A 23,702-nucleotide genomic window follows, 5' to 3' on the forward strand; every position below is an offset into this window, starting at 1 on the left:
TCCCCAAGTCGCTGCGCACGGGTTATCGGCCCGGTACATTCCGTGTGCGGATACCTAGGGGAGGGTGACGGTGGCGGGTAAAGGGCACAAGGTCGATCCGGCGCAGCTGAACGAGGCCGCCAAGGTGTTGCAGGACCTGCCCAAGCAGGCCTGTGAAGGACCGATCGCGGCGGTCGAGCAGATCAACCTGACCGCGGCGAGTTTCGGGCCCGCGCACGGGGACTGCTTCAGCGGCTATTCCGCGAGCATCCAGCGCATGGCCAAATGCGCGCGCAGTTATCTCGCGGCGTCGGACGAGTTCGGCCGCAAGCTCGCGGCGTCCAAGGACCTTTACCAGTCCAATGAGGACGCCAACGCGGCCGAGATGAGGAAGCACTGATGGGCCTCGCAGACGTCGGTGGTGACACCGGACACGACATCCCCAGCCGCGCCGAAGTCGAGAAGATCCTCAACGACCCGAACATCGATCGCGACACCAAACGCGAACTCGCCCTCAACTACATCGACTACATCGAGGACGAGTCCCCGGAAAGCTGCGGCTTCGCCAGCGAAGAAGAGCGGAACCGGTTCCGGGACCACATCAAGTCCATGAACGGTGACTGGATCACCGAGGGCGACCTCAATTTCAACGACGGTTCGCTCGACGAAGTCCAAAAGGCATACAAGACCGCGCACGAGAAGTACGACGCGAACCAGGCCGCCGGGCGGCAGGGCGATCGTGACGCACTGAACAAGGACGCGGCGAAAACCCAGGAGATCGCGGGACGCGCCACCGAGACCGACCCGGGCTGCGCGAATTCGAACGACATCATGGTCCCCGGCCTGTCGGGGTTCAAGGTCTACGAGATCTTCCACCCGCTCTACGTCCGCGCGCTGGGCCTGGCCGGTGGCGGGGCGGCCGTTTCCCTCGGCGAACTTCAGCGGCTCTACCACGAACAGGACAACATCCCGTTCAACCTTTTCAAGGCGAGCGCGGACGAGCTGACCGCGGTCGGCACGGCCGTCGCCGGGTCGGCTCAGGACGTCTCCGGGAAGTTGGGGAACTCGCTCGGCACCTGGGAGGGCCCCGCGGCCGATCAGGCGCGCGCCTACCAGAAGGCCTACTCGGACAAGACCGGCAAGGTCGCCGAGGCCTTCCAGGCGGCCGGTGACGGGCTGCTGCGGACCAACGCCTCGGTGGGCAGGTTCTGCCGCGAGAAGGTCGAGTGGCTGCAGAAGTGGTACACCGACAACATCGACGGCGCCACGGCGCAGGACATCGAGCGGATCATTCGCATCGCCGACGGTTCCTGCAGCCAGAACGACATCATCCACTGCATCAAGTTCCTGAGCATCGAGGCCAAGGACGCCTTCAACGACGACGCGGGCGACATCGACCAGAGCACCATCGACGAGGTCCTCAAACCGCAGGCGGTGGCCTGGCTCAAGGGCGTGTTCCTCGGGTGGTTCGGCAAGCACATCGAGAACTTCCAGCTGGTGTGCAAGAACACGCGCGACGCGATCAACGGCGCCTGGAAGGCGTACTTCGATTCGCTCGGCCAGGTGGTCGAAAACCCGTTCGCGGATTTGGGCAAGACCCCGGAGACCGGTGGCGAAAAGCCCGTCGAAAAGGGCGGTGGCGGCAAGGACACCGGCGGTGGCGCCGGTCCCTCCACCGGCGGTGGCGGCGGGAAAACGGGTGGCGGCGGGCAGATGCCGCCGCCCAGCGCCGTCGAATACAAGCAGCCGGAGAAGCCCGAAGTTCCGGAAGTGCCGGGCCAGGAGAAGAACCCGGTCACGGACAAGCCGCTCGACGTCGACCCGGCGACCGGGGAGCCGTATCCGATCGATCCCCGCACGGGCGAGGCGATCAAGGACGGCACCCGGCCCGAGACGATGACGGTCGAGCAGGGCGATCGCAAGATCTCCATGGCCGAGCCCGGCGCCGACGGCAAGATGGGCATCTCCGTCCAGGACGGCACCGGCCAGGCCAAGGACTACAACCTCGATTTCGGCGACGGCAAGGCCACGCCCGGGACCGGCGACGCGGCGGGCGGGCCCGTGCACCGGGACACCGCCGAGCGGCTGGACCAGCAGGCGGCCTCACGTCCGCTCGCGAGTCCTGGGCAGGTCCATCAGCCGGGCCCCGACGGCAAGATCCACATCGAGGACGGTGGCCTCAAGATCATCGCGGAACGGCCCAGCGGGCCCGGCGGGCCGACGCTGGTGACCGTCGACGACGGATCGGGACATCCGTCGAAGTACACCCTGGGCGAGGACGAGCCCGCGGCCGGTCGGCACGCGAGCCCGGACCCCGCGTCCCAGGCGGCGAGCAGGCCTGTCGCCGAAGGCGCCGCGGCCCGGCCGGTCGAGGACGTCGCACGTCAGCAGGCCGAGCAGGGCGTTCGTCAGCACGACGTGACGTCCGGTGGTGTCGGCGGCGGAGCACCCGCGGCGATACCCGAGCACCAGGCCGAACCGGTGGCGGCGGCCGCGGACGGGAGTTCCGAATCGACGACCGCCCAGTCGTTGAGCAACCCGTTCGGCGGGGACGACAACGGTCTCGGCGACACGTCGGATCCCGCCGGAACCGGTGGCGGCGCGTCCGTCCCCTCGGCCCCGGCGGGACTCGGTTCCGCCCCGGGCGGGGGAGCCCAGGACCCGGCCGCGGCCGGGGCGGGAATGATGGGCGGCATGGGCATGATGGGCGGCGGAGCGGCAGGCGGCGGGCAGGGATCCGGCGAAGACCAGCAGCGCACGTCCAGCGGATACCGCGTCGACGGCGGCCTGTTCGACACCGCGACGACGACGGGCAGCCGGATCAGCGGGTCGCTCGACGACGACGGCGTCATCGGCTTCCGCTAGCGGTCAGGGGAGGGGATCAGTGAATCCTGAGGAGGATCTCGCCAGACTCCGGCACAAGCTGGCCGGGCTGGAACGCGAGAACGGCGACCGGATGTACCTGGTCGACAACCGGGCGAGCAAGGCGCTCGAGGAGACCAAGGCGGCGGGCGACAAGCTCAAGCAGGAGACGAGCGCGGCGTTGTCCGCGCGGCTCGAGCAGAAGCGGCGCGCGCAGGCGGCGGGCGGCTGGGCGACCGAGTCGACCCTCGGCGACAAGGTCGAAGACGACGGCGACTTCGGGTTCGAAGAGGACGAGACGGAGAACGAACGCCGGGCCGGGTACCGGACGGCCGACGAGCCGCCGATCTCCTTCCGGCCGCCGGTGCCCGCGCCGCAAGCTCCTCCGCCGCCACCCCCGGCTCCGGTTCCCGAGGAACGCCCGGCCGGCCGGCATCGCCGGGCGGCCGCGCGGGGTGACGACGACGATTTCGCCAACACCGACTGGCTGGCGACCTGAGCCGTCAGGTTCGCAGCGTCACGATGGCCCGTTCGACGCCGTGGAAGACGGCGTGCGTCTTGTATCGCACGTCTTCCACGACGTGGTCGGGCGTCAGGATCTCCGCGAGGGCGTGCAGCGCCACTTCGCCCTCGGCGACCGCGACTCGCGAGCCGGGGCAGGTGTGCCGTCCGAGACCGAACGCGAGTTCGGCGCCAGGGCCGAGGGGGATGGCGAGTTTGTCCCCGGTCGTGAAACCTCTGCCCGCCAGGGAAAACGGCGCGATCACGCGGCGGGCGGCGAAGCGGGTCGGCGCGATCTCGTGGATCAGGCCGCGGACGTCGTCGAGGGCGTCCGGGCGGCGTAGGAGTTCGAGGCCGGCGAGGGCGAGGAAGTTCATGGAGTTCTCGTACGCCGCGTGGGCGAGCATCACCGGCGTGATCATCAGTTCGTCTTCGGTGATCCGGCCCGCTTCGTGCGCTTCGCGGAGCAGCGCCAGCCCGCCGCCTTCGACGGCTGTCGCCTTGAGGAAGAACATCGCGACCCTGAGCGCCGCGGTGTCGGCTCCGGCCGGGCTGCCCGACCAGACGTCCAGGTTCGCGGCCGTCTCGGACAGGTTCGTCAGCAGCTTCTCGCCGAGCGGCTCGACCGCGCCGAGTACCGCCTCGGTCACCCTCGCCGCCGCCGGCCTGGCGAAATCGGCCACCAGGTCGAACCGGCCGAGCGACTTTAGCCCCCTAATCGTGACGCGGAGGTCGGTGAGCACCCCGTCCGGCAGGGGCTCCACCAGGGCGATGACCTCCTTGACGACGGCGCGCAGCCGTCGGTGGTCCGCGCCGTCCATCAGCAGGAGGTTCGGGGTCTCGGCGGCGGCCCCACCGGGGTTCGAGCTGAGCTCGCGGTCGCGAAGGGCCTTGACGCGGTCCGCCGGATCGTCCAGCACGAAGAAGTCGTCCACGTTCGTATGATGCCCATGCCGCGGCCGGAGAAGGTGCCAGTGTCCACAAAAGAAGTGCCCGAGGAAGTGCTGAGGACCCCGCTCGTGTGGCGCCTGCTCGAACGCGCCGACGTCGAGCGCCCGGCCTACACGCACCTCGACTGCTCGAACCGGCACGAGCTCGTCGAAGACACGCTGACCTGGGCCGAACTCCTCGTCCAGGTCCGCGCGGTCGCGGCGAAGCTGCGCGAGCTGATCCGGCCTGGAGACCGCGTCGCGATCACGGCGCGGCAGGATCTCTCGTACGTCGTCGCGTTCTTCGGCGCGCTGTACGCCGGAGCCGTCGCGGTGCCGTTGTCCGCACCGGACGTCCGCGCGCACCGCGAACGGCTCGTCGGGGTCCTCAACGATTGCGACGCCGACATCTGGCTCACCTCGGAAGCGCTGGTCGAGCGGCTCGGGGAGTTCGCCGCGGCCGAGGCGGTTCCGGCGCCGCGCGAGATCGTCGCCGTCGACACCCTGCCGCTGGATCCGGCGGACCGGTCCCAGCCCGCGGCGGTTTCGCCCGAGGACCCCGCCTACCTGCAGTACACGTCCGGTACGACGCGCTCACCGGCCGGTGTGATCATCACGCATCGGGCCCTTTCGGCGTCGTGCTGGCAGATCTGCGACGCCTACGACGTCGGCGAGCACACCACGTGCGTCGGCTGGATCCCGTTCTTCCACGACATGGGGCTGGCGCAGCTGATCGCGGGGACGATGCACTCCGGCGGCCGGACGGTGTTCATCGCGCCGCTGGAGTTCATCCGGCGCCCGGAGCGCTGGCTGCTGCTGATGTCGGCGTATCCGAACACGCTCACGGCGGCCCCGAACTTCGCGTACGACCTGGTGACCGAGGCCGTGCCCGAGCCGGTGCGCGCCGAGTACGACCTCTCGACGGTGTCGATCGCGCTCAGCGGCAGCGAACCGGTGCGGGCGGCGACCGTCCGTGGTTTTCTCGCCGCCTACGAACCCCACGGCTTCCCGAGGGGCGCGTTGCGGCCCTCCTACGGTCTGGCCGAGGCGACGGTCTACGTCGCCAGCGGCGATTCCGGCGGCCCGGTGGTGACCGAGGTGGACGGCAGGGAGGTCGTCGAGATCGGCTGGCCACGGGGGCAGCGGGTCCGCGTCGTCGCCCCCTCGGATCGCGATTTGCCCCCTAATGTCGACCTGGGCGGGACGGGCGAGATCTGGGTCAAGGGGCCCAACGTGGGGGCAGGGTACTGGCGGCGCCCGGAGCTGACCGCCGAGGTCTTCGACGCCGAACTCGACGGGGAACGCGGCTGGCTCCGCACTGGTGACCTGGGGACGATCCGGGACGGCAGGCTCTCCGTGACCGGGCGGCTGAAGGATCTGATCATCATCGACGGCCGGAACCACAGCCCGCACGACATCGAAGAGACCGTCGCCGCCGCTCACCCCCTTCTCGGGCCCGAGCGGGTCGCCGCGTTTTCGGTCGACCTTGACGACGGCGAGGGTGTCGTCGTGGTCGCCGAGCGTGCGCGGAAGGCGCTCGACTTCGACGAAAGCGAGATCGCGCGGGCGGCCACCCGTGCCGTCGCCGAGCGGCACGACGTGCGGCTCAAGGCCTTCTTCCTGGTGAAACCCGGCGGCCTGCCACGGACCTCCAGCGGCAAGGTCGCCCGTTCCGCGGCCAGAACGCGGTATTGGGCCGCGGATGGGACAGAATCCCCCCATGGCAGCTGACGGGAGCGAGTACGTCGACGAGATCAAGGCCCTCGTCTGCGAGACCTTCGACGTCGATCCGGACACCATCGACGAGAACACGCCCTTCGCCGAGATGGGCGTCGACTCCCGGCGCCGGGTCCGGCTCCTGGCGACGGTCGAGGTGGAGTTCGGGATCGACATCGACCTCGACGAGCTGGACCGCCTGGTCGACATCCGTGGCGCGGCGACCGTTCTCGCCGAGGCCGTCGAGGCGGGCGCGAAACCACGAAAACGCGGTCTACCAGGCTTCTTGCGCCGAAATCGTTTGAGTTAGCAAAGGTGTGAATGTTCCTGCGGCCTCGATGACCGGTGGGTACATTCTTGTGTGCATATGCGATGGCACCTGATGCCGCCGGCGTGCGTCGTAGGTAGGACAACGAGGCGGATACAGCGGGACGAAGGGGGCACCGGTCATGCCGGACGGGGGCTACAAAGCCGATTCAGAGGCGATGCTCACGGCATCGACGTCGTTGGATCGCGCGGCCGAGAACACGACGTCCGAGGCGGGGAAAGTAGGGCCGACCCAGGTACAGCCCGCTGACTTCGGCCGGGTGCACAAGGACTACCAAAAGGGCTACGCCACCGGGATCCTCGCCATTTCCGACGCGATGAAGGGTTACGCGGGCCAGCTCACCCAGCTCGCCGGCGGGGTCAGCACCGCGTCGACCCGCTACTCCTCATCCGACCAGGCGAACGCCGCCGCCGCCAACAAGGCAGGTACCCAGTAATGGCACGGCCCACGCCGCAGCAGATCGCGGAGCTGCAGAAGGATCCGTACATCACCCAGGGGACCAAGGACGCCCTCTGGTTCGGTGGGGAAGAGGCATACAAGAAGGCCATCGCCGAACGCGACGCGAACGCGGCCGGGGACAAGAAGCAGAAGGCCGCCGCCGAAAAGGCGGACAAGGACCTCGACTCGATGGCCCGGCCCGCCGCGGGCGGCTCCACCACCAAATCCGACCAGGTGCTCGACCTCGGGAACCCGGCGCTGGACTTCTTCTCCGAGTGGGCGGACCAGGTCTGGAACAAGATGCCGGACAAGCCGTCCGACATCAATTACAAGACCGACATCTGGGACCGGTTCCACGAGAACCGGGAGATCAATTTCCAGAAAATGTTCGACGAGGTCGAAGATGTCGCCGATGCCAAGAAGGCCGTCGAACAGACCCGGACCGACGCGACTTCGGCGCTGACCACCCTCTTCCACGACTGGAAGGGCGAGGGCGCGACCGCCGCGAAGGTCAAGTACGAGCAGCGGATCCAGCCTGACGCGCAGGAACTCATCGCGCAGATGGACGGTGTCGTCAAGCTGGTGCCGTCGACCATCGACAAGATCTACAGCGCACTGAAGCTGAAGGTCGACGAAACGCTGAAGCTGCGTGTCGACAAGGTCGCCACCGCTCCGCTGTATATCGCGAAGCAGGTCGTCGACATCGCGAACGGCAAGGTCGATTCCAAAGAAAAACTCATGGACGTCGCGTACTGGCTCGACTCCGCGTGTCCTGGCAACAATCTCGCCGAACGGCTGCGTCACGACGACTGCAAGCTGAACGACGAGAACAAGGAATACGCGATCGGCGCCGCGAAGCAGTGGCTGAAGGGATCTTTCGCCACCGAGTTCGGCGAGCGGTACGAGAACTTCAAAAAGCTCTGCAAGAACGCGACCGACACGATCAACACGCAGTACCACGAACTTTCGCGGTTCATGGAGGACTACACGAACCCGTTCCCCGCACCGGGCGCGGCGAAGCCGCCGGCTGAGAAGCCGCCCGGCGAGAAGACGCCAGGCGGGAACCAAACCCCGCCCGGTGGCGGTGGCGGGACGCCGCCCGGTGGCGGCGGTGGCACTCCGCCCGGCGGAGGTGGCGGCACACCGCCGGCGGCGGAAGTCCCGAAGCCCGAGGACAAGCCCGCCGAAGGCACGAACCCGGTCACCGGGAAGCCGCTCGAGCTCGACCCTGAGACCGGCAAGCCGTACCCGATCGACCCGGCGACGGGTGAAGCGATCAAGGACGGCCTGGACGGTCAGGACACCATGACCGTCCAAAAGGGCGACAACAAGATCGAGATGACCGAGCCGGATAAAGACGGCAAAATGGACATCAAGGTCGACGACGGCAAGGGCCACGAGAAGGACTACAAGCTCGACTTCGACGACCCGAAGGGCGAAGGCGGCAAGCCCGGCGAAGAGGGCAAGGACGGTAAGGACGGCGACTTCGGCCCGAAGGGTGCGGTCAAGGAAGGCGAGCCCGGCGCCGACGGCGTCTACCGGCCAGGCCCGGACGGCAAGATCCACATCCAGGACGGCAACCTCAAGATCACCGCCGAGCAGCCGCAGGGCCCGAACGGCCCGACCGTGGTGACGGTCGACGACGGCAAGGGCGAGCCGACCACCTACACCCTCGACGAAAAGGGTGAGAAGAAGGAGCTCAAGCCCGGCGACGTCCTCGACAAGGACGACCTGAAGAACGGTCTCGACGACCGGAATCCCGGCAACCCGCAGCCAGGGCGGATGGACGACGTCCGGCCGATGCCCGCACCGGCCGAGGGCGGGGGCTTCAGCGCTCCCGGCGGTGTCGATGCCGGAGTCGCCGTCGGTGGTGGTCCTGAAGGGACCGCCGTGCCCGCGGGGGCCGAGGCCTCCGGCGGCGGCGGCGCGTCGGGCGCCAGTGGCGAGGGCACCGTGCCGACCGCGAGTGGCGGCGGAGGGGGCAGCTTCGAAGGCGCGCTCGGCGGGCTCGGCGACGGTGGTTCGGCGGGGGCGCTGAACGAAGCGGGTTCACTGGAAGCCGGCATGCAGACCGGCGGTGGTGCGCAGCCCGCCGGGGCCGAAGGTGGTCTCGGGATGGCGCCCGGCGGTATGGATCCGGCGCCCGCTGGTGCCGGCGCCGGTGCTGCGGGGGCGTCCGCCGGAATGGGCGGCATGATGGGTGGAATGGGTGCCATGGGTGGCGCCGCGGGCGGCGGTGGCGGGGGCGACACGCAACGCGGGTCGAGCCAGTACCGCGTCGAGGGCGGCATTTTCGAGACCAGTGGCGCGGGCGGCCGGATCAGCGGGTCGCTCGACGACGAGGGCGGCGACCGTTCGATCAGTTACGAGCGATGATCGATAGCCGGGGAACGAGGGAGGACCGATGAGCGCTGTTGACCGGTTGGCGGCCGCCATGTCCAGGCAGGACGCCGCCATCACGGAGCAGTTGGAGCAGCGCGGGCTGCGGGAGCGGCATCTCGCCGACGCCAAGGCCCAGGCGGTGGAGACCATGCAGAAGGACGCCGCCGTCCACGACAAGTACGCCGCCCACATGCAGGAACTGGGGAAGCGGAGCAAGGAGGCGGGCGGCTGGCTGACCGGCAAGACGACCGCCGACCGCAGCCACACGATCGGTTTCGACATCGAGGACGACGACAAGCCGGACGCGCGGTTCGCCGAGTTCGCCGCCCGGCCCGCTCCCGACGCCTCGCGTGCGGCGCCTCCGCTTCCGCCGCCCCCTCCGGTCGCTCCGGGTGTGCCCGGAATGCCGGCGACGGTGGACGTGCCGCCTGCGGTGCCGCCGGCCGTCCCGGGTGCCGGGGCGCCCGACGCGGCTGGTGCGCCTGCTGCGCCTGCTCGTCGTCGAGGTCGTCATGCCCGCGACGACAAGGGTTTCGACGACGACGACTTCTCGAACAACTCGTGGATGGTCGACTGATCCACTTCGGCGCACTTGGGGCCCGGTTCACCAGAACCGGGCCCTTCTCTTTGCCCACTTCCCTGCCCGTGCGTGTCGACTTTCGCGGGCTAACCGTGCTCCGGTGCCGCGGGGCTCGGTCGGGTGCGTGTCGACTTTCGCCCCCTAATCGCGACGCGTAGGCATGCTAAGTAGCCGGGGCAGGTGGCGGGTCGGATCGCGGTTAGCCCGCTAAACGCGAGGCGGTGCGGCAGCGGGTCAGGCGGCGGGTTCGTCCTGGAGCTCGATCGGGGCGCGCTTGACGTCGGCGTCCAGCAGTGGCTGGTACTTGGTCGTCCCGGCCAGGTGGGTGAGGAAGAACGCGGTGAACAGCGCCCTCGTCAGTTGCTGCGTCCCGCGGTGCGGCTTCCCGTGCAGCAGGAGCTGGCTCCAGTGCCTGCCCTCGGTGACGCCGAGGTGCGACGACTTCCCGAGCGTCCGCAGCTGCACCGGCCCGCCCCACGCGTCCGCGATGGCCTCCGCGTGCCCCACCGGCGGCGCCACCAGATCCTCGCCCGCCGCGAGGTGCAGGCCGGGCACGGTCACCGACCGTGCGGACACCGTCGCCGGCGGCAACGTCTGCGCGGGAGTGATGGTCGCGACAGCCTGGACCCGCGGCCGATCGGAGCCTTCCTCCGCCGCCTGCGCGGCAGCGAGGACCGCCGAACCGCCGCCGGTCGAGTGCCCGGCGAGGCCGAGCTTCGCGGGGTCGACGCTGATGCCGTCCGGCCCGAGGCGGACCGTCGTGATCAGGTCGAGAGTGGTGAGCAGGTCGCCGGCCAGCAGCCGGTGCGACGGCAGCGGTCCGCGCTGGGTGGCCGGGGCCGCCGCGACGATGCCCCAGCTCGCGAGATGCCTGAGCAGGTGCCGGTAGCTCCCGGTGGGCTGCAACCACCCATGCCCGAACGCGATCGCGGGCAGACCGAGCCCCGAGCGGGGCGTGAACACGACACCGGGGAGCCCGACCAGGGCGAGGTTGCCGCGCAGAACCTCGTGCGGACCTGGGTGGGACAGCTCCGCGAGCAGCTGCTTGGGCTTGCTGGCCATGCTCGTGACCTTACTGCCCGCACCCTCGTCCGGCCCGCGCGCCGCCCCGCGGGTCGACTTTCGCGGGCTAACCGTGACGCCGAGCTCGCGTTTAGCCCGCTAAACGCAGGTGCGGGCGCCCGGGCGAAGGGCCTGAAGTTCCCTCGTTAGGCTGGTGGCCGTGTGTGGAATCGTGGGATACGTCGGACACCGCCCGGCCCTGGACGTCGTCATCGGCGGACTGCGCAGGATGGAATACCGCGGCTATGACTCGGCGGGTGTCGCCGTCCTCGACGGCGTCGGGGCGCTGAACGTCGAGCGCAAGGCAGGCCGCCTGGCCAACCTGGAGACCCAGCTCGACACCGTCGGCAGGGACGCCTTCACCGGCACGGCCGGGATGGGCCACACCCGCTGGGCCACCCACGGCGCCCCGGTCGACCGCAACTCGCACCCGCATCGCGACGCCTCCCATCAGGTCGCCGTCGTGCACAACGGCATCATCGAGAACTTCGCCGCCCTGCGCGCCGAACTCGAGGCCGACGGCATCGAGATGGCGAGCGACACCGACTCCGAGACCGCCGCGCACCTCATCTCCCGCGCCTACACCGAGGGCGACACGAAGGGCGACTTCCCGGCCAGCGTCGCCGCGGTCTGCCGTCGTCTCGAAGGCGCGTTCACCCTGGTCGTGACCATCGCCGACCAGCCGGACACCATCGTCGCCGCCCGCCGTTCCTCGCCGCTGGTCGTCGGTGTCGGCGAGGGTGAGCACTTCGTCGCCTCCGATGTCGCCGCGTTCATCGAGCACACGCGTGAGGCGGTCGAGCTCGGCCAGGACCAGCTCGTCGTGATCACCCGAGAGGGTTACGAGGTCACCGACTTCCACGGCGACGCCGCCCAGGCCAAGCCGTTCACCGTCGACTGGGACCTTTCGGCCGCGGAAAAGGGCGGCCACGAGTACTTCATGCTCAAGGAGATCGAGGAGCAGCCCGAGGCGCTGGCGAACACGTTGCGCGGCCACTTCGACGGCGGCCGGATCATCCTCGACGAGCAGCGCATCTCCGACCAGGACCTGCGTGACGTCGACAAGGTCTTCGTCGTCGCCTGCGGTTCCGCGTACCACTCCGGCCTGGTCGCCAAGTACGCGATCGAGCACTGGTGCCGCCTCCCGGTCGAGGTCGAGCTGGCCAGCGAGTTCCGCTATCGCGACCCGGTGCTGGATCGCGCGACCCTGGTCGTCGCCGTCTCCCAGTCGGGCGAGACCGCGGACACCCTTGAGGCCGTCCGCCACGCTCGTGAGCAGAAGGCCCGCGTCCTGGCCGTCTGCAACACCAACGGCGCGCAGATCCCGCGCGAATCCGACGCCGTCCTCTACACGCACGCCGGTCCGGAGATCGGCGTTGCCTCGACCAAGGCGTTCCTCGCGCAGATCGCGGCCAACTACCTGGTCGGCCTGGCGCTGGCGCAGGCCCGCGGCACCAAGTACCCGGACGAGGTCGCCCGCGAGTTCGCCGAACTCGAAGCCATGCCCGCCGCGGTGCAGAAGGTTCTGTCCACTGTGGACCAGGTCCGTGACCTCGGCCGCCGGATCGCCGACTCGAAGGCCGTGCTGTTCCTCGGCCGTCACGTCGGTTTCCCGGTCGCCCTCGAAGGCGCGCTGAAGCTCAAGGAACTGGCGTACATGCACGCCGAGGGTTTCGCCGCCGGCGAGCTCAAGCATGGCCCGATCGCGCTGATCGAAGAAGGCCTTCCCGTCGTCGTGGTGATGCCGTCGCCCAAGGGCCGCGCCGTCCTGCACTCGAAGCTGGTGTCGAACATCAGCGAGATCCAGGCACGCGGCGCCCGCACGATCGTGATCGCGGAAGAAGGCGACGAGACCGTTCGCCCGTTCGCCGACGAGCTGATCGAGATCCCGGCCGTGCCCACGCTGCTGCAGCCGCTGGTTTCGACGGTGCCGCTGCAGGTGCTGGCCGCGGAGATCGCCCGCACGCGCGGGTACGACGTAGACAAGCCGCGTAACCTGGCGAAGTCGGTCACCGTCGAGTAAGGACCGGAGGCGTCGTGCAGGGAATCTGGACCACGGAACGGATTCGCGCGGCGGAGGACAGGCTGCTCGCCGTCACGCCCGACGGCGAGCTCATGCGACGCGCGGCCTTCGGCCTGTCGGTGCATGCCGCCGAGATGCTCGCCGAACACACGGGGTCGGTGTCCGGGCGGCGGGTGACGTTGCTGGTCGGTTCGGGCGACAACGGCGGTGACGCCTTGTGGGCCGGTGCGTTCTTGCGCCGTCGCAATGTGGCCGTCTCCGCGATCTTGCTGAAGCCAGAACGCGCGCACGGCCAGGGTTTGGCCGCGTTGAAGCGATCCGGCGGCAAGGTTGTGTCCGTTGAGGACGGTCCACAGTGGATTCAAAGGGCCGACCTCGTTGTCGACGGGATCGTCGGTATTTCGGCGCGAGGGCCCTTGCGGGCGGACGCCGCCGCGCTGCTGGAGCACGTGAGTTCGCCGGTGCTGGCCGTCGATCTGCCGAGCGGGGTGGATCCGGACACCGGCGCCGTCGACGGTCCTGCCATCGTCGCCGACCGCACGGTCACCTTCGGCGCCCTCAAGCCCGTGCACGCCCTCGCGCCCGCGTCGTGCGGCGAAGTCGCCCTGGTGGACATCGGGCTGCGGCCGGAGCTCGGCGAACCCGATCTGGAGCGGCTCGACACGGCCGATGTCGCCGCGGCGTGGCCCGTCCCCGGGCCGGGCGACGACAAGTACAGCCAAGGCGTGGTCGGGGTGGCCGCGGGATCCGCGACCTACCCCGGGGCGGCTGTGCTCGCGGCCGGTGCCGCCGTGCGGGCGACGTCCGGGCTGGTGCGCTACGCCGGGCACGCCGCCGACGTGGTCCGCGGGCGGTGGCCCGAAGTGATCGCGACGGGCTCGGTGACGGACGCCGGCCGGGTGCAGGCGTGGGTCGTCGGGCCGGGGATCGGCACCGGCAACGAGGGCCGGGACGTGCTGCGGTTCGTGCTCGGCCGGGGGGTGCCGGTGTGCGCGGACGCCGACGCGACGACGATCATCGCGCATTCGCCCGACGTGCTCGACGCGCGCGATCCGGACACGCCGCTCGTGCTGACGCCGCACGCCGGGGAGTTCGAGCGGCTGATGGGTTCGCCGCCGGGGGCGGACCGGGTCGCGGCGGCGCGGTCGGCCGCGCGGAAGTACGACGCCGTCGTGCTCCTGAAGGGGCACTGCACCGTGGTCGCGGCGCCGGACGGGCGCGCGCTGGTGAACACGCCGCGAGGGTCGTGGCTCGCGACGGCCGGTTCGGGCGACGTTCTGTCCGGTCTGGTCGGCTCGCTGCTCGCCGCCGGGCTCGATCCGTGGCTGGCGGCAGGGGTCGCCGCGCACGTCCATTCGCTCGCCGGCTCGCTCGCCGCTGACGGCGCTCCGACCTCGGCTTCCGGCATCCTCGACGCCGTCCCCGATGCCGTCCGGGCCGTCCGCTCGCACACCCTCTGACCAGGGCCCCGTGTCGACTTTAGCCCCCTAATCGTGCTCTGACGGCGCCCGCCCGCAGAGCACGATTAGGGGGCGAAACGCAAGTGCGTCGGCGCGGGCGGCAGGTGAGGAAAAGTGGGAGAGTTATCGAGTTACGTGTTAACTCGGGGCGAATAATCTGGTAAGAAGCAGGTGTGAGCGCCGACACCCACCCCGCCGGGACCGCGATGTCCCAGGTCGTGAACGGTGTCGCCCATGTCTAAGACCAGGCCATCGGACGCCGCCGTCGAGCACCGGCGCCAGGAGATCCTCGACCACGTCATCGCCACCGGTGAGGTCCGCATCGACGACCTCACCACCCGGTTCGGCGTCAGCCTGATGACGATGCACCGCGACCTCGACGACCTCGCCGAGCGCGGCCTCCTCCGCAAACTGCGCGGCAAGGTCGAGGCCTACCCGGCGACGACCATGGAGTCGGCCGCCCGCTTCCGCGACACCTTCAACCAGACCGCGAAGGAAGCGCTGGGCGAGGCCGCCGCGGCGCACGTCCAGTCCGGCCAGACGGTCTTCGTCGACGACTCGACGACGCTCTTCCCGCTCGTCCGCCGCCTCGGCGCGATCGAAGACCTGACAGTCATCACCAACTCGCTCGAAGCCGCCCGCATCCTCGGCCCGGCCAAGAGCGTCGAAGTCGTTCTCGCCGGCGGCCGCTATCACCACGAGTTCGACTCGTGCGCCGGGCCGGACGTCCTCGCGTTCCTCGAGCGCACCCACGCCGACATCGGGTTCGTCTCGGTCGCCGCGGTCGCGGTCGGCCGCCTGTTCCACCCCGTCCAGGACTACGCCGCGCTCAAGAAGACCGCGCTGCGCACCGCCAGCCACAACGTCCTGGTCGTCGACAACTCCAAGTTCGGCCGCACCGCCACGTTCGCGCACGGCGACATCGGCGACTACGACCTCCTGATCACCGACGACCTGACACCGACCGAGGAGATCGAGGCCGCCCTGAACGCGGGAACGGCCATCGAACAGGTCGAGTGCGACCCAGAGGGGCCGGAATATGAAATCTGACCTGGTCGCCGGAATCGACTCGTCGACCCAGTCGACGAAGGTCGTCGTCTGCGACGCGGCCACCGGCGAGATCGTCCGTACCGGCCGTGCTTCGCACCCCGACGGCACCGAAGTCGCCCCCTCTGCGTGGTGGGACGCGTTGCGCGAGGCCACCGATGGCCTGCTCGACGGGGTCGGTGCGATCGGCGTCGGCGGTCAGCAGCACGGCATGGTCACCCTCGACGAGGACGGCGAGGTCGTCCGGCCCGCGTTGCTGTGGAACGACACTCGGTCCGCGAAGGCGGCCGAAGACCTCGGAAGTGAACTCGGCGCCGAGAACTGGGCGAAGTCCGTCGGCTCGGTCCCGGTCGCCAGCTTCACCGTCACGAAACTGCGCTGGATGGCGGAGAACGAGCCCGAGCTGGCCGATCGCGTCGCCAAAGTCCTGCTCCCGCACGACTGGCTGACGTGGCGCCTGCTGGGCCAGGGCGCCGAGCCGGTCACCGACCGCGGCGACGCGTCCGGCACCGGCTACTTCTCGCCCGCCGGCGGCACCTACCGCCAGGACCTCCTCGCGCACGCCTTCGGTGGCCGCACCCCCTCGCTGCCCAAGCTCCTCGGCCCCGCCGAGGCCGCGGGGCACACGCCGGACGGGATCCTGGTCTCGGCCGGAACCGGCGACAACATGGCCGCCGCACTTGGCCTCGAACTCGTCCCCGGCGACGTCGTGGTCTCGCTGGGCACCAGCGGCACCGTCTTCGGCGTCTCCGAGACCGCGAGCGCCGACCCCACCGGCATCGTCGCCGGATTCGCCGACGCCACCGGCCGGTTCCTGCCGCTCGCCTGCACCCTCAACGCCGCCCGCGTGCTCACCGCCACGGCCGCGATGCTCGGCGTCGAACTCGCGGAGTTCGACAAGCTGGCACTCGCCGCCGCTCCTGGCTCCGGCGGCCTCACCTTCCTGCCCTACCTCGACGGTGAGCGGACGCCGAACCTCCCGGACGCCAAGGGCACGCTCTTCGGCCTGACCCGCGCGAACATGACGCCGGAGAACCTCGCCCGTGCCGCCGTCGAAGGCATGCTGTGCGGTCTCGCCGCCGGTCTCGACGCCCTGCGTGAACAGGGGCTCGAGGTCCGCCGCGTGCTCCTGATCGGTGGCGGCGCGCAGTCGGCCGCCGTCCGCGCGGTCGCGCCGGTCGTGTTCGGCGTGCCCGTCGTCATCCCCGAAGTCGCCGAGTACGTCGCGGTCGGCGCCGCGCGGCAGGCGGCCTGGGCCCTCGCTTCCAGCAAGGAACCTCCCCGCTGGCAGGAAGACCACGGCAAGACCCGGCTCGAGCTGGCCGAACCGACCGAGGCGGACCGCGCCGAGGGATACCGGATCCAGCAACGGCATCTCGAGGCCCGCGAACTCGGGCACGGCATTCCCGCGAAACCGAAAGAGGACTGAACCGATGGCCACGATCACCTACGACAAGGCGACCCGGCGCTACGCCGGTTCCGAGCGGCCCGCCGTGGACGCACTCGAACTCGAGATCGCCGACGGCGAATTCCTCGTGCTGGTCGGGCCTTCCGGCTGCGGCAAGTCCACCAGCCTGCGGATGCTCGCCGGTCTCGAGGACATCGACGAGGGCGCCGTCTGGATCGGCGACCGCGACGTCACGCAGCTGCCGCCGCGCGCCCGCGACATCGCGATGGTGTTCCAGAACTACGCGCTGTACCCGCACATGACCGTCGGCCAGAACATGGGCTTCGCGCTGAAGATCGCCGGCCGTCCGGCGTCGGAGATCAAGCAGAAGGTGCTCGACGCGGCCAAGCTGCTCGACATCGAGCAGTACCTCGACCGCAAGCCGAAGGCGCTCTCCGGTGGTCAGCGCCAGCGTGTCGCGATGGGCCGCGCCATCGTGCGTGAGCCGCAGGTCTTCCTGATGGACGAGCCGCTGTCGAACCTCGACGCTAAGCTGCGTGTTTCGACGCGTACGCAGATCGCCGCCCTGCAGCGCCGTCTCGGTGTCACCACCGTGTACGTCACCCACGACCAGGTCGAGGCCATGACGATGGGCGACCGGGTCGCCGTCCTCTCGGACGGTCTCCTGCAGCAGTGCGACACCCCGCGCGCGCTGTACGACAAGCCCGCAAACGCTTTCGTCGCCGGGTTCATCGGCTCGCCCGCGATGAACCTCGTCACCGCGAAGCTCACCGCGGACGGTGCCGAGCTCGGCGGTGCGCGGGTGCCGCTGTCCCGCGAGATCCTCGCCAAGGCCGACGGTGACACGGTCACCCTCGGCTTCCGGCCCGAGTCGCTCGAAGTGACCACCAGCGAGGACGGCACCGTGCCGGTCAAGGTCGACCTCGTCGAGGAACTCGGCTCGGACGCGTACGTCTACGGCAAGCTCGCCGAGACCGACGCCGAAGGCACGAAGTCCAACGTCGTCACCCGGGTCGACCCGCGCAAGCCGCCGGTCATGGGCGACACCCTGCACCTGCGGATCCGTCCCGACGAGCTGCACGTGTTCTCCGCCACTGACGGGGCGCGCCTGTCCTGAGCCCGGTTCGTGGGAAACTGGTGGTCGTTATGACCGCCAGTTTCCCGCGTGCCGAGGTCGTCATCGACCTGTCCGCCATCCGGCACAACGTCGCCCTGCTCGATTCCCGCGCCCCCGGGGCCCAGACCATGGCGGTGGTCAAGGCCGACGGCTACGGGCACGGAGCGCTTGAGGCCGGGCGGGCCGCCATCGAAGGCGGGGCGACCTGGCTGGGAACCTGCTCTCTCGGTGAAGCGATCGCGCTGCGCCGCGCGGGGATCGGTGTCCGGCTCTTCAGCTGGCTCGACACTCCCGAAGCCGACTTCGCGGAAGCCGTCGCCGAAGACATCGACGTCGCCGTCAGCTCCCTCGACGAACTCGCTCGCGTGGCCGATGGCGCGCGCCGGGCGCGCGACTTTAGCCCCCTAATCGCGACGGCGCGGGTGCACCTGAAGATCGACACCGGACTCTCCCGAAATGGCTGCCCACCTGCGGAATGGCCCGCGTTGGTCCAGGCAGCGGCGGCCGCGAAGCCGCTCGTCGAGGTCGTCGCGATCTGGTCGCATCTCGCCTGCGCCGACGAGCCGGGCCACCCCTCCATCGACGCGCAGGCCAAACGGTTCGACGAGGCCTACGACATCGCCCGCGCGGCCGGGCTGGAGCCGATGCGCCACCTCGCGAACTCCGCCGCCGTGCTGACCAGGCCGGACCTGCACTTCGACCTCGTACGCCCGGGGATCGCGATCTACGGGCTGAACCCGGTGCCCGCGGCCGAAGACCTGCGCCCGGCGATGACCTTCAAATCGTCGGTCGTCCTCACGAAGCGGATCGCGTCCGGCGAATCCGTCTCCTACGGCCACACGTGGACCGCCGAGCGCGACACCACCCTCGCCCTGGTCCCCGTCGGATACGCCGACGGCGTGCCGCGGTCGCTGTCCGGCCGCATGGACGTTTGGCTCGGCGGACGCCGTCGCCCGGTCGTCGGCCGCGTCTGCATGGACCAGTTGATCGTCGATTGCGGAGATTACGAGCCCGCCGTCGGGAGCGAAGTGACCCTCTTCGGCCAGGGCACGTTTGGCGAGCCGACAGCCCGGGAATGGGCCGACAAGCTGGGGACGATCGACTACGAGATCGTGACTTCGATGTACCGCCCGCGTATCCGCCGAACGTATCTGGAGGCCGGCTCGTGACACCTTCACGAAGACTGCTGGCCATCGTCGGCGGGGTCGGGGCGGTCGCCACCGGCACCGCCGCCGCGATCGCCGTCGCCGCACAGCAGCGGCGGCAGAGTGAGGATCCGTTCGTGGACGAGCCGTTGGGGGATCTTGAACCGGACCGGACCTCGACCGTGGCGGCCGAAGACGGCACGCCGCTCGCGGTCGAGGAGATCGATCCGGCGGATGGGGGCGAACCGGAGCTGACCGTCGTCGGCGTGCACGGGTTCGCGTTGTCGAAGCGCTGCTGGCATTTCCAGCGGCGAGACCTCGCGTCGCTGAAGCTGCCGCGGGTGCGTCAGATCTATTTCGACCACCGCGGGCACGGGCAATCCGGTGCCGCGACCGCCGAGAACAGCACCATCGAACAGCTGGCACGCGACCTCGACATGGTCGTGCGTTCGGTGGCGCCGGAGGGACCCATCGTGCTGATGGGGCACTCGATGGGCGGCATGGTGATCATGGAGCTCGCCTCCGAGCATCCCGAGCTGTTCGACGACCGCGTGTGCGGCGTCGCGTTCATCGCGACGGCCGCGGGCGAGGTCGGCGCGCGAGGGCTGCCGAGGTCGCTCCTTTCGAAGTACAACCCGCTCACCCGGGGTGTCGGCGGGCTGGCGGGCTGGCAGCCCGGCCTGGTCGAGTTCGTGCGGGCGGCGGGCGGGCAGCTGACCCGGCAGGCCGTCCGACGGCTGGCTTTCGGCAGCCGGGACGTGTCGCCGCGGCTCGTCGACTTCATGCTGGAAATGCTCGAAGTGACGCCGGTGCGCGGCCTCGTGAACTTCGTCGACACCCTGGGCAGCCACAACCGGTATGCGGCACTCGCCGGCTTGAAGCACGCGCACGTGCTGGTCGTCGGCGGGGATTCCGACCGGTTCACGCCGATCGCGCACGCCGAGCGGATCGCGGCGGAACTGCCGGACGCGGAGCTGGTGCGCGTGCGCGGCGCGGGACACATGGTGCAGCTGGAACAGCCTGAGCTGGTGAACAGCCATCTGATCGATTTGCTACAACGGTGCACGGGCACCGATGGTGAAACTTCCGACCGGCGAACCTGGTGGTGGCAGCGCTGATGAACTTCGCTTTCCCGACTCCTGAGTCGACTCTTGCCTTCGGGCGCGCGCTCGGGCGCTCGCTGCGCGCGGGTGATCTGGTGCTGCTCGCCGGGCCGCTCGGGGCGGGCAAGACGACGCTGACCCGCGGCATCGCGGACGGGCTCGGGGTCGGCGGGCGGGTCAGCTCGCCGACGTTCGTGCTGGCCCGGGTCCATCCGGCGGGCGAGGCCGGGGTCGCTTTGGTGCACGTTGACGCGTATCGGCTCGGCGGGGATCTATCGCAGCTCGACGACCTGGATCTCGACACCGAGCTGGAGCGATCCGCCCTGGTCGTCGAGTGGGGTGAAGGGACCGCGGAGCGGCTCTCGGACGACTACCTAGTCGTGCGCCTGGATCGTCGCGAGGACGACGTCCGTGAGGTCACCTTGGAGCCGCACGGCACCTGGGCGTCCCGTACGCCCGACCTGCGTTTAGCGGGCTAACCGCGATCTGTGCGGTAGGCGGGCCGGATCGCGGTTAGCCCGCTAAACGCGATCTCACCCGCTCCCGAGCCCCCGCCTGCGCACGTCGACTTTCGCGGGCTAACCGTGACGCGTAGGCATGCTAAGCAATGGGAGTGCCGCGGCGGCCCAGATCGCGATTAGGGGGCTAAAGTCGACCTGCGGGGCCGACCACGGAGCGCGCGATTCCCAGGTCGACCAGGTCTTGGGGGCGTAATCGAAGGCGATCCGCGAGGGCGGGGACTTCGTCGGCGGGCAGCTTGAGGATCGCCGCCGCCGCCTCGGGCGAGGTGACCGAGAAGTACGCGTCGGGCGTCACCCAGGTCGAACCCGGCGCCGCGAACGCGAGCGCGCCACCGGACCCGCCTTCCCCGATCACCAGAGTCGTGATCGGCACGGCAGCGCTCGCGACGGCCTCGAACAATTCCGCGATCGCCGCCCCGGCCCCTGCCCGCTCGGCCGCCGCGTCGTTCGCCGCACCGGGAGTGTCGACGAGCGTGAGCACAGGAATCCCCAGCCGCGACGCGAGCCGCACCAGACGGGCCGCCGTCCGGAATCCCGCGGGCAGCGTCGGCGTCCCGCACTGGGCCGCGTACGCGATCGTCCGGCCGTCTCGCCGTCCGAATCCGCAGAGGACACCGACGTCGACACCTCCGCACCTGTCGCCCGAGATGTCCTCGCGCCACTCGAAGTACCCATCGAGGTACTCGGCTGCCCTGGGGCGATCAGCGGAGCGCGCCGCCTGCACCGCGGCCCAGCCGCTTTCGGGCAATTCCAGCGATCCGTATGCGCCGGGAGGCGCGGCGGCTTCCGACGACGGCGAAGTCAGCAAACGCAACCACCGTTCCAGCACGGCGGCAAGATCGTCAGGCGGCACGATCCGATCGACCTGACCCCACGCGAGCTTCGCTTCCGCCGTGTACGCCTCCGCGGGCGCGTCGGCAGGCCGTACCCGGGAACCGGCGAAACCGACCTGTGCCTCGGGCAACGCGAGAACGACGTCGGCGCTCGCTCCGAGCGTCGCCCAGCCGCCGCCCGTGGTGGGATCGCGCAGCACCGAGATCTGCGGCACCGACCGGGCGCCCGCGGCAGCCCGCGCGATGCGCTGCAACTGCGAAAGCGCGCGCATCCCGTGTTGCATGCGGCTGCCGCCCGTCGCGATCAGCGACACCACCGGCAGCCGGGACGCCACCGCCCGTGCGAACGCCGCCTCGACGCGATCACCGGTCCGCTGACCGATCGACCCTCCCAGGAAGCCGAACTCGAAGGCGATCACGACCGCTTCGACCTCGCCGATCCTGGCTGTCCCACAAAGAACGGACTCGTCCTCGCCTGACCGCTCCGCGGCGGCTTCGCGTGCCACGCGGTAGCCCGGCCAGTCGATCGGCCCGTCGTCCGGCTCCGCGGACCGCGGAACGTCCAGATCCACGAAACCGGTCGCGATCTCCTTGATGACGGACCGCGCGGAGGGCCTGCTCACCCGAGCGCCCGCTTCATGACCTTGCCCATGTCATTGCGTGGCAACGCTTCCAGATAGCGGACCACCCGAGGCCGCTTGTGCGGCGACAACAAGCGAGCCACGTGGTCGGCCAGCTCCGACTCCGTCGGGCGTTCCCCGTCGGGCACCACCCACGCCACGATGCGCTCACCGAGGTCGTCGTCCGGCTCGCCGGTGACCGCGACCTCCGCGACCTGGGGATGCTCCATGAGCGCGTTCTCGATTTCGCCCGCGCCGATCTTGTAGCCGCCGCTCTTGATCAGGTCTGTCGCCTTCCGGCCGACGATCTTCACGTATCCGGCCGCGTCGCGCGTCGCCATGTCGCCGGTCCGGAACCAGCCGTCGTCGAAGGCGGCTTCTGTCGCGTCGGGACGGTTGAGGTACTCGGTGAACAGGTTCGGCCCGCGAACCTGGATCTCACCGACAGTGTCGGTCTCTTCGACAGGCTTACCGGCCTCGTCCACGAGACGCAGGTCGACGCCGCTCAGCGGTACGCCGACGGTGCCGGGGACACGCTCGCCGTCGGCGCGGACGCTGGTGTTCATCAGCGTCTCGGTCATCCCGTAGCGCTCGATAACGCGCTGGCCGGTCGCCGCGGTGATGCGCTGGTGGTCGTGGACGGGCAGCGCCGCCGACCCGGAGACGAGCAGCCGGGCGCTCCGCAGCGCCTCGGCGAGCGATGGGTTGTCACCGACTTCGCCCGCGATGCGGTGGTACATGGTCGGGACGCCGAACAGCATGGTCGCCCCGGTCGCGAGCTCGCGTGCGACGCCTTCCGTGGAGAACCGGCCGAGATGCCGGACCGAGCCGCCGCGCCGAAGCGGCCCGAGGATGCCGAGAATCAGGCCGTGCACGTGGAAGAGCGGAAGGCCGTGCACCAGGACGTCTTCGGCGGTCCATTCCCAGGCGTCCTCGAGCACGTCGAGGGTGGCCGAGATCGCGCGGCGGGGAAGGACGACGCCCTTGGGCGGGCCGGTGGTGCCGGAGGTGTAGACGATCAGCGCCGGGGCTTCGGCGTCCGGTTCCGCGGGGAAATCGACGGGTGCACCTTCGAGAGTGATGTCGCGGCGCGGCAGGCCGGCGAGACCGGCGGGCAGCTCGACGTCCGGTTCGGCGAGCACGAGGACGGGTTCGCTGTCGGCGAGGATATGCGCGAGTTCGCGCTCGCCGATCTTCGGATTGAGCGGGATGGCGGGAACGCCGGCGAGCAGTGCGGCGATCACGGCGACGCTGGTGTGGACCGTCGGCGTCGCCCAGACGGCGACGCGGCCGCTCGGCAGGTCGCGGGCGAGGGTGCCGGCGATGGCGGCGAGGTCGGCGTATGTCAGGGAGATATCGCCGAAGCGGAGGGCCTCTTTGCCGGAGCCGCCGCTCGTGAGTGTGGGGAACAACCGATCGGGCACCGCGTGACCTCCTGCTCGACTCCACCGGCCGGGGCGCGTGGATCCGAAAGCCCCCCGCTGGACCGTACCGCGCGGCCCTCCTACCCCTCTGCGACCTGCTTCACACCGCCCCCGGATCGCGGTTAGCCCGCGAATGTCGCTCCGCCTGCAGCGGCCCTCGGAGAGTGACATTCGCGGGCTAACCGTGCTCAGTTGGTGGGGCCACGGGACCGGAGGGGGCTGGG

At 70.1% G+C, this 23,702-nt stretch carries 20 protein-coding genes; 16 read left to right on the plus strand and 4 right to left on the minus strand.

Annotated elements, in window-relative coordinates; translation table 11 throughout:
• Window positions 1-70 precede the first annotated feature (70 nt).
• Genes L324_RS27345 through L324_RS27355 form a run of 3 tightly spaced genes read left to right on the plus strand, consistent with a single transcriptional unit; the run spans window position 71 to window position 3,340 of the window.
• Complete coding sequence (locus L324_RS27345; protein WP_037314987.1) at window positions 71-379, plus strand: type VII secretion target; 309 nt, start codon at window positions 71-73, stop codon at window positions 377-379.
• Window positions 379-2,844 (plus strand): hypothetical protein, encoded by a 2,466-nt coding sequence (locus L324_RS27350; protein WP_037314758.1) that lies wholly within the window; start codon window positions 379-381, stop codon window positions 2,842-2,844. Before L324_RS27345 ends, L324_RS27350 begins: the two co-directional genes overlap by 1 nt.
• 19 nt (window positions 2,845-2,863) lie before the next feature.
• On the plus strand, window positions 2,864-3,340 hold the full coding sequence (locus L324_RS27355) for a hypothetical protein (RefSeq protein WP_037314761.1): 477 nt from the start codon (window positions 2,864-2,866) through the stop codon (window positions 3,338-3,340).
• Window positions 3,341-3,344: 4 nt separating this feature from the next.
• Here L324_RS27355 and L324_RS27360 read toward each other — a convergent pair whose 3' ends face one another.
• Entirely contained in the window at window positions 3,345-4,277 is a 933-nt protein-coding gene (locus tag L324_RS27360; RefSeq protein ID WP_037314764.1) for a cytochrome P450 family protein, read from the minus strand.
• 15 nt (window positions 4,278-4,292) lie between these two features.
• Here L324_RS27360 and L324_RS27365 point away from each other — a divergent pair, with 15 nt between their 5' ends.
• The 5 genes from L324_RS27365 to L324_RS27385 all read left to right on the plus strand — a co-directional run bounded on the left by L324_RS27365 (window position 4,293) and on the right by L324_RS27385 (window position 9,712).
• The gene (locus L324_RS27365) at window positions 4,293-6,002 is read left to right on the plus strand and encodes a fatty acyl-AMP ligase (protein WP_051174129.1); all 1,710 of its coding nucleotides are present in this window, start codon (window positions 4,293-4,295) and stop codon (window positions 6,000-6,002) included.
• Entirely contained in the window at window positions 5,992-6,297 is a 306-nt protein-coding gene (locus L324_RS27370) for an acyl carrier protein (protein ID WP_020633351.1), read from the plus strand. The genes L324_RS27365 and L324_RS27370 overlap by 11 nt, the downstream gene beginning before the upstream one ends.
• Before the next feature lie 139 nt (window positions 6,298-6,436).
• On the plus strand, window positions 6,437-6,751 hold the full coding sequence (locus tag L324_RS27375; protein ID WP_037314767.1) for a hypothetical protein: 315 nt from the start codon (window positions 6,437-6,439) through the stop codon (window positions 6,749-6,751).
• Complete coding sequence (locus L324_RS43730) at window positions 6,751-9,129, plus strand: WXG100 family type VII secretion target (RefSeq protein WP_037314770.1); 2,379 nt, start codon at window positions 6,751-6,753, stop codon at window positions 9,127-9,129. Before L324_RS27375 ends, L324_RS43730 begins: the two co-directional genes overlap by 1 nt.
• A 28-nt stretch (window positions 9,130-9,157) precedes the next feature.
• Window positions 9,158-9,712: a hypothetical protein gene (locus L324_RS27385; RefSeq protein WP_037314773.1), complete on the plus strand. Its 555-nt coding sequence runs from the start codon at window positions 9,158-9,160 to the stop codon at window positions 9,710-9,712.
• 237 nt (window positions 9,713-9,949) lie between these two features.
• On the opposite strand, the gene L324_RS27390 is transcribed toward L324_RS27385, so the two are convergent.
• Entirely contained in the window at window positions 9,950-10,777 is an 828-nt protein-coding gene (locus L324_RS27390; RefSeq protein ID WP_037314777.1) for a dienelactone hydrolase family protein, read from the minus strand.
• Between the two features lie 160 nt (window positions 10,778-10,937).
• On the opposite strand from L324_RS27390, the gene glmS reads away from it, so the two are divergent.
• The 8 genes from glmS to tsaE all read left to right on the plus strand — a co-directional run bounded on the left by glmS (window position 10,938) and on the right by tsaE (window position 20,559).
• On the plus strand, window positions 10,938-12,800 hold the full coding sequence (gene glmS, locus L324_RS27395) for a glutamine--fructose-6-phosphate transaminase (isomerizing) (RefSeq protein WP_037314991.1): 1,863 nt from the start codon (window positions 10,938-10,940) through the stop codon (window positions 12,798-12,800).
• Between the two features lie 14 nt (window positions 12,801-12,814).
• The gene (locus L324_RS27400) at window positions 12,815-14,260 is read left to right on the plus strand and encodes a bifunctional ADP-dependent NAD(P)H-hydrate dehydratase/NAD(P)H-hydrate epimerase (RefSeq protein WP_037314780.1); all 1,446 of its coding nucleotides are present in this window, start codon (window positions 12,815-12,817) and stop codon (window positions 14,258-14,260) included.
• A gap of 234 nt (window positions 14,261-14,494) precedes the next feature.
• Window positions 14,495-15,310, plus strand: coding sequence for a DeoR/GlpR family DNA-binding transcription regulator (locus L324_RS27405; protein ID WP_037314783.1), 816 nt, complete (start codon window positions 14,495-14,497; stop codon window positions 15,308-15,310).
• Window positions 15,300-16,736, plus strand: a complete 1,437-nt coding sequence (gene xylB, locus L324_RS27410; protein ID WP_037314785.1) for a xylulokinase — start codon at window positions 15,300-15,302, stop codon at window positions 16,734-16,736. Before L324_RS27405 ends, xylB begins: the two co-directional genes overlap by 11 nt.
• A gap of 4 nt (window positions 16,737-16,740) precedes the next feature.
• On the plus strand, window positions 16,741-17,832 hold the full coding sequence (locus L324_RS27415; protein ID WP_037314787.1) for an ABC transporter ATP-binding protein: 1,092 nt from the start codon (window positions 16,741-16,743) through the stop codon (window positions 17,830-17,832).
• Between the two features lie 29 nt (window positions 17,833-17,861).
• Window positions 17,862-19,001: an alanine racemase gene (gene alr / locus L324_RS27420; protein ID WP_037314789.1), complete on the plus strand. Its 1,140-nt coding sequence runs from the start codon at window positions 17,862-17,864 to the stop codon at window positions 18,999-19,001.
• Window positions 18,998-20,095 carry an alpha/beta fold hydrolase gene (locus L324_RS27425; RefSeq protein WP_037314791.1) on the plus strand — a complete coding sequence of 366 codons (1,098 nt, stop codon included), beginning with the start codon at window positions 18,998-19,000 and terminating at the stop codon, window positions 20,093-20,095. Before alr ends, L324_RS27425 begins: the two co-directional genes overlap by 4 nt.
• Window positions 20,095-20,559, plus strand: a complete 465-nt coding sequence (gene tsaE / locus L324_RS27430) for a tRNA (adenosine(37)-N6)-threonylcarbamoyltransferase complex ATPase subunit type 1 TsaE (protein ID WP_037314996.1) — start codon at window positions 20,095-20,097, stop codon at window positions 20,557-20,559. Before L324_RS27425 ends, tsaE begins: the two co-directional genes overlap by 1 nt.
• Before the next feature lie 166 nt (window positions 20,560-20,725).
• Here tsaE and L324_RS27435 read toward each other — a convergent pair whose 3' ends face one another.
• Entirely contained in the window at window positions 20,726-22,057 is a 1,332-nt protein-coding gene (locus L324_RS27435) for a carboxyl transferase domain-containing protein (RefSeq protein WP_037314793.1), read from the minus strand.
• A complete protein-coding gene (locus L324_RS27440; RefSeq protein WP_037314795.1) occupies window positions 22,054-23,478 on the minus strand; it encodes an acyl-CoA synthetase in 1,425 nt (474 codons plus the stop codon). Before L324_RS27440 ends, L324_RS27435 begins: the two co-directional genes overlap by 4 nt.
• Window positions 23,479-23,702 lie beyond the last annotated feature (224 nt).

It is taken from the genome of Amycolatopsis orientalis DSM 40040 = KCTC 9412, from assembly GCF_000478275.1.
Lineage (GTDB): Bacteria > Actinomycetota > Actinomycetes > Mycobacteriales > Pseudonocardiaceae > Amycolatopsis > Amycolatopsis orientalis.

Bases quoted from the DNA above. Each gene is read 5' to 3' on its own strand.
- L324_RS27350 (WP_037314758.1), top strand. From the start codon at position 379: ATGGGCCTCGCAGACGTCGGTGGTGACACCGGACACGACATCCCCAGC.
- L324_RS27365 (WP_051174129.1), top strand. From the start codon at position 4,293: ATGCCGCGGCCGGAGAAGGTGCCAGTGTCCACAAAAGAAGTGCCCGAG.
- L324_RS27370 (WP_020633351.1), top strand. From the start codon at position 5,992: ATGGCAGCTGACGGGAGCGAGTACGTCGACGAGATCAAGGCCCTCGTC.
- L324_RS27375 (WP_037314767.1), top strand. From the start codon at position 6,437: ATGCCGGACGGGGGCTACAAAGCCGATTCAGAGGCGATGCTCACGGCA.
- L324_RS43730 (WP_037314770.1), top strand. From the start codon at position 6,751: ATGGCACGGCCCACGCCGCAGCAGATCGCGGAGCTGCAGAAGGATCCG.
- L324_RS27385 (WP_037314773.1), top strand. From the start codon at position 9,158: ATGAGCGCTGTTGACCGGTTGGCGGCCGCCATGTCCAGGCAGGACGCC.
- L324_RS27390 (WP_037314777.1), bottom strand. From the start codon at position 10,777: ATGGCCAGCAAGCCCAAGCAGCTGCTCGCGGAGCTGTCCCACCCAGGT.
- L324_RS27405 (WP_037314783.1), top strand. From the start codon at position 14,495: ATGTCTAAGACCAGGCCATCGGACGCCGCCGTCGAGCACCGGCGCCAG.
- xylB (WP_037314785.1), top strand. From the start codon at position 15,300: ATGAAATCTGACCTGGTCGCCGGAATCGACTCGTCGACCCAGTCGACG.
- L324_RS27415 (WP_037314787.1), top strand. From the start codon at position 16,741: ATGGCCACGATCACCTACGACAAGGCGACCCGGCGCTACGCCGGTTCC.
- alr (WP_037314789.1), top strand. From the start codon at position 17,862: ATGACCGCCAGTTTCCCGCGTGCCGAGGTCGTCATCGACCTGTCCGCC.
- tsaE (WP_037314996.1), top strand. From the start codon at position 20,095: ATGAACTTCGCTTTCCCGACTCCTGAGTCGACTCTTGCCTTCGGGCGC.